We start from the raw sequence: 6,357 nt of genomic DNA, 5'->3' as shown, positions 1-6,357 counted from the left end.
CGGTCCCATCATCGCCAAATCCTCCAACCAATAAAGGAATTGAATCAGCTAAGGGGCACTCAATCAAGGACGAGTTTTTCAACAAAATAAGCCCAGAAAGATCAGCTGTGGCATGGAAAAAGCAACAGAGCGACGACACATATCAAAACAACACAACGTATAAAATCAAATGTCTGATCAGATCTGTATCTGATATCAAAACGCAATGATCTTGCGAAGGGGCATTAAGATTTATTAAGTGTTTTACACACGTTCACAAATCGTTCGTTTTATGAAGTGCCTGCCAGAACGCTTTCGATGCGGGCGACGTCTGCGGGATTGTTCAGCTCCCAGAACACCCGGCCCCGGCCTTCGACCTCAACACAAGCCACCGGCAGATCGTTGAACAAAAAGCGCAGCTGCTCCAACCCTTCGCGCCGCTCCAGATCACATTCATCCCATGTGCCATAGGCGCGCAAGGCGTCGGGGCGATAGGCATAGACGCCGACGTGGTGATAGACAGGGATATTGGCCTCAGGCACTTTATCCGGGTCAATATAAGGCAGCACCTCTTTTGAGAAATAAAGCGCGTGGCCCTTGGTGTTAAACACAGCTGTGGTGCCCCCCACGCGACCCGCTTTGCGGTCTTCAATAAAATGCCCATAGGTGAGCGGATCGCATTGCAAAACAGGTGTCGCCACCTGGGCCTCAGCATCGCGCGCCATGGCCGCGATCAGATCTTCGACAAACCAGGCCGGTGTCAGCGGAGCATCGCCTTGCAGATTTACAATCAGATCTGCCTCGATCGCGCCCGTCTCCAAGGCTGCCGCACAACGCGCGGTGCCATTTTCACAGGTCTCAGGTGTCATGATGACAGAAGCTCCAAAAGCTTCGGCGGCAGCTTTAATGCGATCATCATCGGTGACCACATGCACCGCATCAACACCTGTGACGGCTTTTGCAGCCTCCCAGCTCATCTGGATCAGACTTTTCTTGGTGCCATCCTTTTGAGTCAGCTCAACAAGGGGCTTGCCGGGATAGCGGGTAGACGCATAGCGCGCTGGGATCAAAATAACGGTTTTCATGGAAATACCCTATGTTAGAGCCTGAAATCAGGCCACGCCTGCGCGCAAAAGATCATGAATATGAACAATGCCAACCGGCGCTTTGGCCGCATCCACCACCATCAGAACCGAAATCTTGCGGGCATTCATAATCGCAAGCGCCTCTGCCGCTAATGTGTCGGGTGCCACGGTCACCGGATCGGCACTGGCAATATCACCAGCTGTGGTGCGCATCAGCTGCGCCATATTGCGCCGTAAATCCCCATCCGAGATCACCCCCACCAGCTGGTTTTGCTCGACCACCGCCGCAATGCCAAATCCTTTGGAGGTCATTGTGAGCAGGCAATCCGGCATCATCGTCTCCCGGCTCACCAATGGCAGATCTTCGCCCTTGTGCATCAGTTGCGCCACGGTAGCGAGTTGTGCCCCCAGCTTGCCACCGGGGTGAAAGACACGGAAATCTTCGGGCAGAAAGCCGCGCTGCTCCATCAAAGCCACAGCCAGCGCATCCCCAAGCGCCAGCGTCAGCGTGGTAGATGTGGTTGGCGCCATGCCAATGGAACAGGCTTCTGGCGCAGGCGGCAGGCACAGACGGTAATCAGCCGCCCGCATCAAGGTGCTGTCAGGCTTTGATGAAATCGCTACGGTGGGAATGGAAAACCGCCGCGTATGGGCCAGAATATCCTGCAATTCCGTGGTTTCGCCGGAATTGGAAATCAGCAGACAGATATCGGCAGGTGTCACCATGCCAAGATCGCCATGGCTGGCTTCTGCACAATGAACAAAATAAGATGGCGTGCCGGTGGACGCAAACGTTGCGGCAATCTTGCGCCCGATATGGCCCGATTTACCAATGCCAGACACAATCACCCGTCCTTTTGCGCTGAGGATCAGATTGATCACAGGTGCAAAATCGCCGGGCAGATCCTCTCCCATCTGGGCAAGGGCTGCCGCTTCAACGGACAGGACCCGCTGCGCTGAGGCCAGAATCTCTGCGCAGGATCTGTCAGCGCTTTCAGGGGCTGAGGCGGATGTGGGCGTAAGTGACATGGGCAAACCTTAACCGACAGTGCTGTTTTGTCTTCCTATGGGGGGGCTCTTGCCTATGCAAGGGGGCAGGGCAGGGATAAGGTCTCCTCAAATCAAAAGCAAAAGTATTCTTTTAAGGGACATCTTACAATGGCACCCAAATTTGGAACCAGCGGTCTGCGTGGACTTGTGGTGGAGTTAACCGCGGACCTTGTAGCGGATCACGTGCGCGCTTTTATTGCCGCCTGCGACATGGGCACAGGGATCTGCCTGGGCTGGGATTTGCGCCCCTCATCCCCTGAGATTGCCAAAGCGGTACAAGAGGCCGCCCTTGGGGAAGGTGTTGATTTGATTGACTGTGGCGCGGTGCCAACCCCTGCGCTGGCGCTGGCGGCACAGGCACGGGGCGCAGCCGCCATTATGATCACAGGCAGCCATATCCCAGCAGATCGCAACGGGCTAAAATTCTATTCCCGTTCTGGTGAAATCACCAAAGAAGATGAGGCGGCCATTAAATCCGCATTGGGCCGCAGCCCCTGTGCAGGCAGTGGCACCCTGCATCACGACACTCAAGTGGGGGCTGCGTTTGTGGCACGCTATATAGAGGCCTGTGGCACAGAAGCGCTGAGCGGTAAGCGCATCGGGCTTTACAGCCATTCCGCTGTGGGGCGCGATCTGATGGCAGACATTCTAGGCAAGCTTGGCGCAGAGGTGATTGAGCTGGGCCGTTCAGATACCTTTATCCCGGTGGATACCGAAGCCGTGGCCCCAGAGGTGCGCGCACAGATTACATCCTGGGTGGCTGAACACGCGTTAGATGCGCTGGTCTCAACCGATGGGGACAGCGACCGGCCCCTGTTGGCAGATGAACAGGGGCAAATTGTGCCCGGTGATATCATGGGCCAGATCACATCCGAGGCTTTGAGCGCTGAAACCGTGGTCACGCCGATTTCATCCAATTCAGGGGTCGCACATAAAGCCTTTGATGCTGTAACCCTGACCCGGATCGGCTCTCCTTATGTGATTGCAGGCATGGAAGCTGCCGCAGGCAAAGTTGTGGGCTATGAGGCAAATGGCGGTTATCTCTTGGGCTTTGCGGCCCAAGGTCCAACTGGTACATTCAGCCCGCTGAAAACCCGCGATTGCGTCTTGCCGCTGGTGATGGCCTTGATTGCCGCAGGGGATGCGCCCCTGTCTGCGCGTGTCGCGCAAGAACCCCCCGTGGTGACTGTGGCGGATCGCTTACAAGAAATACCCCAAGAGGCCTCACAGCCCTTTGTCGCAGCCCTCGCACAGGATCAAAATGCGCGCGCAACGTTCCTGAAAGCGCTGCATGTTAATGAAGCCTCTGTCGATCTGACAGATGGGGTAAGGATGACGCTCGCAGAAGGTGGTGTTATGCATGTGCGCCCCTCAGGGAATGCCCCCGAACTGCGGCTTTATGTTGAAGGCGCAGATGCACCCCGTGCCCAGGCATTGCTCACATCGGGTCTGGCCCATCTTCAGCGCGCGCTTCAAGCGTAATTCCCGTGCGCCAGTCCCTGCGTGTTCTCTAATGTGAGAGGACACGCTTTAAAATTGGAGTCCCCAACATAAGATCGCCCCACAGAAACAAAAACGCCCTCTGCGCATCAGCAAAAGGCGTCTGTTTTGTTGTCCAAGGTTTTTAGGGTCGTTTAGCGGCCTGTCGGCGCGACCACAGCAAGGGCTGTTTTCAGGATGATTTTGACATCCGTGCGGAAGCTGCGCTTCTCCAGATATTGCACGTCCAGCTGTACCCGTTCTGCATAGCTGATATCATTGCGACCAGAGACCTGCCACAATCCTGTAATGCCCGGTTTCTGCGCCAGATAGGCCGGCAGAGAGTGACCGTATTTTTCCAGCTCTTTTGTGACCACAGGACGCGGGCCCACAAAGCTCATCTCGCCTTTCAGAACATTCCAGATCTGTGGCAGTTCATCCAGACTTGTCTTGCGAATGAATTGACCAAAGCGCGTGATACGGGGATCATTTGTCAACTTGTGATCCCGCTCCCATTCTTCTGCGGCAGCTGGGTTTTCTTTCAGATATGTGGCCAGACGCTCTTCGGCGTCTACAACCATACTGCGAATCTTCCAGCACTTAAAAGAGGTGTTGTCATGGCCAACACGATTGTGCCCAAAGAACCCATTGCCACCATCACGGCGAACATACAGCCAGAGGCCAAAGATGATTGGCGCGAGCAGGGGCAGCAAAATAAGTGCCAAAACAATATCGAACGCGCGCTTTCCCCATGAATTGTAAACGGAAAATGACGAACTAAAAAAGTCATCCGAAACGACTGGGCTGTTTTGACGTTGGTGATAAGATGCAAAAACGCGCATGATGAGACCTTAATGAGAAAAAACAGTTGCTATCAATTTCCAGAAACCGTCTAGCAGCTGCAATGACGCCTGGGAAGGTTTTAATAAAATTTTCTCACTTTTTGGTTGAACGCGTCCGGACTGTGCATCTTTTCCTGCTGGGTGCTCTATTTTTACTCATTAATGTAACCAATCTCCCCTCTAAACGAGGATACACGGAACGCCTATCGGTCGGCATGGATAAGATCCCATTAAAAGGATCGCCCCAATAGGGACCTGTTCCAATACGGGGCGGAATCATTCACGCTCGATTGCGCGGATTGGATACCGCATCTCTTATCTCAGGCCGTCATTTTACCCTCGGCGAAACACATAGCCGATGGTCTGAAACACCAGATCAAAATCATACCACATGCTTTGATTGCGTTGATAAATCAGATCAAGCCGGGCCTTTGCGGGCACACAGATGCGCGAATAGACCGCATCGGTTTCTTCCGAGCTGTCGCAACGGGCCAGCAGGGCAGCTTCATGTTTGTGATAGACAATCGAGGCCAGTCCAGTCACGCCGGGACGCGATTTCAGCACCTCATTGTAGATCTCAGGGTAGGCTTCCACATATTGGCGTAAAGGCGGGCGGGGCCCGACAAAGGACAGATCGCCTTTTAGGATGTTCCACAGCTGCGGAAATTCATCCAGACGTTTGCTGCGCAAAAACGCCCCTGTTCTGGTGATCCGCGCTGCCTTATCTCCGCCAGACACACCGCTGTCGTGCTCCACCACTGTCATGGTGCGCAGCTTCCAGAGGTTAAAGCTTTTGCTGGGCGTGGTCATCCGTTCAGCCACGTAAAACACCGGCCGCCCCTCTTTGATCAACAGCCACAACAACAGCACCACCAGGACGGGTGCCAGAATGACACTCAGCAAGAGGGCAAAAAACAGATCAAACAGCCGTTTGCTCCAGATCATCAGGCGCGCTCCTTTGAAAGATCAAGACGGTTCAGAGAATTTGGCTCTTGTCGCAGAAGAGACGCCACTCTGCCACCAGAGTTTTTGCATCGGCCATCGGCACAGCCCTCCCCAAGCAGCATTCGAGCGTGCTCAGGTCAAATGCCACGTCAAAAATAGCGCTTTGGGGAGCCGGTTTGCTCTCAAACGGCAGATCTGCCGCGCGCAAAAGATCTGCCATCGCCATGGCCCCCGGCTGCGCAAGGTTCAGTGCCGTGGGCAGATCAGAACAGGCAAGGATCTGTTGCAGGGTCACAGCCAGAGTTTTCACCCCGATGTAACTGCGCTGCGGGCTTTGACCATCTGCAAAATGATCCAGTGAAAACCCCGGCTTCCAGCCGCCCAAAATAGCATCAAATCCCGCCACATTGCCAATGCGCAGGCTGCAGACCTCAACCCCCAGATCCTGCCCCCGCGCCTGTGCGGCCTGCTCCATCTCTGCCTTAGCCTGCCCATAAGGGTGCAAAGGCGTCAGCGCTTGATCCTCGCACAAAAGCCCAGAAGCCGCGCCATAGACTGCAGCAGATGAGGTGAGCAGCACACGTCGGCAACCCGCCTCTGCGGCTGCTTCAACCGCTGCCAGTGCAAGCGCTTTATTGTCCTGCACATCTTTTCCTCGTCCCGGCACAACCCCCGCCAGACAGAGGATTTGATCACAACCAAAGGCAGCACGTTTTAATGCCCCACGCTCTTTCAGTGGCGCACAGATATGCCAATCTTCTGGGGCCTGCTGTGCCTGTGTACAAAGCCCGCGGGCCTGCCAGCACATCCCCTGCGGTGCAAAAACCTGCAGCGCTTGTCCAATCCGTCCATTTGCGCCCAGAACCAATGTCTTGGCGTCTTTTGCACGCAAACCCTGTTCTTTTTGCAGGTTCATTCCATCGCGCCTTTCATTGTGATACGTGCCCGGTTGACGCATGCGCCCTGAAGGGTATTTT

7 protein-coding genes are annotated in these 6,357 nt (G+C 54.8%); 2 read left to right on the top strand and 5 right to left on the bottom strand.

Annotation, left to right across the window (positions count from 1 at the left end; translation table 11 throughout):
- Positions 1-209 (top strand): hypothetical protein (locus BLP79_RS19850; protein ID WP_211477634.1); only part of this gene is annotated, 209 nt, incomplete at its 5' end.
- Positions 210-269: 60 nt separating this feature from the next.
- Here the strand turns inward: BLP79_RS19850 and BLP79_RS16820 are convergent.
- Positions 270-1,064, bottom strand: coding sequence for a 3-deoxy-manno-octulosonate cytidylyltransferase (locus BLP79_RS16820; protein ID WP_090220860.1), 795 nt, complete (start codon positions 1,062-1,064; stop codon positions 270-272).
- A 27-nt stretch (positions 1,065-1,091) separates the two neighbouring features.
- Entirely contained in the window at positions 1,092-2,093 is a 1,002-nt protein-coding gene (locus tag BLP79_RS16815; RefSeq protein WP_090220859.1) for a KpsF/GutQ family sugar-phosphate isomerase, read from the bottom strand.
- A gap of 129 nt (positions 2,094-2,222) precedes the next feature.
- Between BLP79_RS16815 and BLP79_RS16810 the strand changes: the two genes are divergently transcribed.
- Positions 2,223-3,596 carry a phosphomannomutase gene (locus BLP79_RS16810; protein ID WP_090220858.1) on the top strand — a complete coding sequence of 458 codons (1,374 nt, stop codon included), beginning with the start codon at positions 2,223-2,225 and terminating at the stop codon, positions 3,594-3,596.
- Positions 3,597-3,748: 152 nt separating this feature from the next.
- Here the strand turns inward: BLP79_RS16810 and BLP79_RS16805 are convergent, their stop codons facing one another.
- From BLP79_RS16805 to BLP79_RS16795, 3 genes are all read right to left on the bottom strand, one after another.
- Complete coding sequence (locus BLP79_RS16805) at positions 3,749-4,435, bottom strand: sugar transferase (RefSeq protein WP_090220857.1); 687 nt, start codon at positions 4,433-4,435, stop codon at positions 3,749-3,751.
- Positions 4,436-4,768: 333 nt separating this feature from the next.
- Positions 4,769-5,380 (bottom strand): sugar transferase, encoded by a 612-nt coding sequence (locus tag BLP79_RS16800; protein WP_090220856.1) that lies wholly within the window; start codon positions 5,378-5,380, stop codon positions 4,769-4,771.
- Positions 5,381-5,411: 31 nt separating this feature from the next.
- Positions 5,412-6,296, bottom strand: a complete 885-nt coding sequence (locus tag BLP79_RS16795) for an NAD-dependent epimerase/dehydratase family protein (RefSeq protein WP_090220855.1) — start codon at positions 6,294-6,296, stop codon at positions 5,412-5,414.
- Positions 6,297-6,357 lie beyond the last annotated feature (61 nt).

Origin of the sequence: Epibacterium ulvae (assembly GCF_900102795.1) — a bacterium.
Classification (GTDB): Bacteria; Pseudomonadota; Alphaproteobacteria; order Rhodobacterales; family Rhodobacteraceae; genus Epibacterium; species Epibacterium ulvae.
The sequence above is the reverse complement of the archived record's forward strand: the minus strand, read 5'-3'. Positions and strand labels throughout refer to the sequence as shown.